This window comes from Hymenobacter agri, from assembly GCF_054778495.1.
The window spans coordinates 1-3612 of the sequence record NZ_BAAGZM010000445.1; the positions used below are offsets into that span (position 1 = coordinate 1).

The 3612-nt window shown below is 63.6% G+C and carries 2 protein-coding genes; both read right to left on the reverse strand.

All coding sequences use genetic code 11. The annotated features are described in order from the left end of the window. Positions 1-2886, reverse strand: a 2886-nt coding sequence (locus ACYVDE_RS17380) for an AAA family ATPase (RefSeq protein WP_460502812.1), incomplete at its 3' end; no start/stop codon positions are given. A 79-nt stretch (positions 2887-2965) separates the two neighbouring features. Next, the gene (locus tag ACYVDE_RS17385; RefSeq protein ID WP_460502813.1) at positions 2966-3448 is read right to left on the reverse strand and encodes a hypothetical protein; all 483 of its coding nucleotides are present in this window, start codon (positions 3446-3448) and stop codon (positions 2966-2968) included. Positions 3449-3612: the final 164 nt, after the last annotated feature.

Consider the following 3612-nt stretch of genomic DNA (forward strand, 5'->3'; position numbering starts at 1 on the left):
CAGCAGCAGGGCGCGGGCCTCGGCGGCCGTAGCTAAGCCGGCGCTGGCGAGGGCAGCCGCCAGTTCGGTTTGGCGGGCATCGGCAGTGGTAAGCGCCTGCCGCTGTTGCTGCTGAAGCTGCGCGAACAGGGTGCGGTTCTTCGCTAATAACTGCTGCCGGGCATTTTGTTCAGCCTGAGTAAGCTGGAGCAACCGGTTAGCCTCCTGTACGTTGCGCTGCAGCTGTTCTAGCTCGCCGGCCGGGTCAGGGCCGGCGTATTCAGCCAATCGAGCACTTCGCTGCTGCTCCAAGTCGGCCTTCTCCATTGCCAGCGCGGCCTCATTTGCGGCGAGCAGCCGCTGCTGCTCGGCCAGCACTTGGCCCTGCGATTGCAGTTGCGCCTCTTGCCGGGCGATGTCTTCGTTGAGAGCGGTGAGGACTTCGCGCTGCTGCACAAAGGCACTGGCGCGCTCGCCCAGCGTAGCCAAAATTCCGTCGTAGGGCTGCGCCGGGGGCAGTATCAGACCGTGCGGGCGCAACAGGGTTTGAATAATCTGGCGGTAGTTGGCTGCTTGCTCGCGGTAGTCGGCCAGCTCGCTTTTCAGTTCGGCCAGCTGAGCTTGGGCAGTTTCGTGGCGCTGGCCTGCCAGGGCGGCGTCGCCGCGTGCCCGAATGGCAGCGGTGCCCGCTTCGGTGTACTGCTCCTTTAAGTCGGCTAGCTGCTTGTCCAAATCGGCTAATCGGCGGCAGGCAGCGGCGGCAGCGGTCTGGTTGGTACGGGTTTCGGCTAGGCGTTTTTCAATTGCTGCCAGGCTCAACGCGTCGGCCAACGCCGGCACCATGCCTATAGCTAGTTCGTTTACCTGAGCCTGTGCTACAGCCACTGCTTCGGCAGCCTCGCGGCGGCGCAGCAGGCGCTGCTGCTGCTCGGTTTGCTGCCGCACCAAGTTTTGGTCGGCGGTACGAAGCTCGCCTTCCAGCTGACTGATAACTGCTTGCTGCTGCGCTACTCGTTGTTCCTGCTCCCCGGCTTCGGCGGTAAAATCGGCGGCGAAAGCATGGTCCAGCGCGCCGCACAGGGGGCAGGGCTCGCCGTCGCGCAGCTGATGACGGTGGGTGTTGAGGTCGGCCAGCGCCTGATGGATGCGCAGCTCGCGCTGGTAGCTTTCGAGCAAGCGCTGGGCATCGGCGTGGCGGGTTTTGAGGTGGTCAAAATCGGTTTCGGTCCGCCGCAGGGCTTCGGCTTGAATGGCCTGTTGCTGGTCGATTTCCTGCACGCGGGCTTGCTGAGTCAGCGCGGTCTGGGCCAAGGGCAGCAGGCGCTGGCAGAGGTAGAGCTGCGCCGTCAGGTCGGCTTCGCGCTGGGTCAGCGCGGCAGTATCGGTACCGGCGAGCAGCGCGTCGCGCTCGGCCCGCGAAGGGCGGCCCTGCGCAACCAACCGCTGCTGTTCGGTCAAGGCGTCGGCTTCGGCGCGTTGCAGGCGCCTGAGGTCGTCGGCGGCGGTTTGCAGGGCTTTGAGATGTTCTTCCTGGCGGGTTTCCAAGGTCCGCTGCGGCGTGGTTACGCCCTCCAAATCCAGTAGCTGACGTTTGATTTCGCCGAGCTCCAGCGTCAGGTCATTTTCGTGGTTGTGGGCCAGCAGCCAAGCTTCCAGCGTGGCCTTTCGGTCGGCTAGTGTATTTAGGTGCTTGTTCTGTTGCTGTACGTTCGCCTGTTTGCGCTGGTATTCATCCTGAGCAGCTTCGTAGCTTTTTTCGCTTTTCGCCACCTGAGTAGCGGCGGCTGCCAAGGCAACATCGGTTTCGCGCGCTTTGGTGAGCACCGGGCGCCGCTCGGCTTCGGCGCTTTCGGCCGTGGCGTGGGCTTTCTGCGCAGCGGTAAGGGCACCGTCGGCCAGCTCTGCGACGTGGGCAAGGGCAGGCTGGGCCTGCTCCAGTGCCAGCAGGTTCTGTTCAAGGAGTTGCAGCTCCTGCGCGGCGGCGGCGGCCAGGGCCATCGGCTTATCGACAACGGCCGCGCGCAAATGTCCCTCGAGCCGGGCAAACTCGGGCTGCAGGGTGGCCTCGTCGTGGCGCAGGCGCTCGGCTTCGCGCTCGGTGTTGCGCAGCTGGCTGTCAAGCTGGTCGAGAATCGTGCGCCAGGTCAGGCCCAGAGTCAGGTCCTGGTTTTCTTCGTAGTGCTGCTCGGCCAGTTGGTGCAGCTCGTCGAGCTCAGCTTCGAGGGCGGCGCGGGCTTCCTCTGTTAGCAGGCGGGTGGCGTCGAGGCGGGCCTGCAGCAGCTTGGTTTTCAGTTCTTCCTCCTTGGCCTTTTCGTAGGCCGCCACACTCAGCCGCGAGTAGATGCCCACGTTGGTCATTTTCTCGAGCAGGGCGCTGCGCTCCTTCTCGGGGGCGTGCAGGAAGCGGGCAAATTTGCCCTGGCTCAGCAGCACCGACTGTTCGAACTGCCCAAAATCGAGTCCCGAAACCTCGCTCACCCGGGCCGGTACGGCGTCTTTGCCCGACACCACGGCCGTGCCCGCGGGGCTCAGCACCAGCGTCATGGCATCCTGGCCGAGGCCGCCCTTGTCCTCGCCGCGGGTTTTGCGCTTCACTTCCCAGCGCGAGCGGTAGCGCACGCGGCCCACCGCGCCGGTGTCGGGGTTGGTTTCGAACACTTCAAACTCCACTTCCGAAAATGCGTGCGGCGCGTGGCGGCTCACCATCTCGCCCACCTGCTTGTCGTGGCGGGGCACGCGGCCGTAGAGGCCCACTGCAATAGCGTCGAGCAGCGTGCTTTTGCCCGCCCCGGTGGGGCCGGTGATGGCAAACAGCCCGGTATCAGCCAGGGGCGTTTCATCAAAGCGAATCAGGAACGGCCCGGGCAGCGAGTTGAGATTAGCGAAGCGGACGCTGATAATTTTCATAGAATAAAATTACGCCCGCTCCGCCGGCAGGTAGCTGGCAAGGCGGGCGTGAAATCAACTTAAATGGGTCGGAATGGAGCTATTTGGCTTTCGTTGAGGCTGCGATGCGCTCGCGGCGTTTGTCCTCGGCTACATAAAACTTCAATTCCTGACGGTAAGGTTGCAGGCTCCAGCCGGGACGGGCTCCACTGATATAGTTGAGGTTGGCCCGGATGGCCGCTTGCTGTTCGGCCGGGCAGGTGAGGCTTGTCGAGTCGGCAAGCAGGGCCTTGTTGCAGGCGGCAAGCTGAGTTTCGAGCTGCGCAATGCGGTCGGCAGCATCGCCGGCCATAATATCGTCCGGGCAGCGCTTCATCGGAAAGCTTTCCCCTCGATAGGTGGCCGTCGTAATCGTACGGGCAATTAGTTCGTCGTGCGCCTTTTTCTGCGCCGAAATAATGTGGGCCAGGCCAATAACCGCGCCCGGTGCGCCCGCGAACGAAGACTGGGCATGGGCGGCCGGGGCCGCGCAGTAACTACCCAGCAGCAGTGCGGCAGCGTATACAGGTAAGCGTGTTGCCATAAAGGAGGAAACTAATTGAAATTAAACGAATTGAAAAATGCCCCGCGGTTTATGCACAAACGCAGCAGGGCCGGAAGTAGCGTATTCTCAGCCTAACGGCTCGGCCTCGCCCAGCAGCTGGCGCAGCTCGCCAAAGGTGGCCGTGAGGGCCGCCGCGCGCTCGG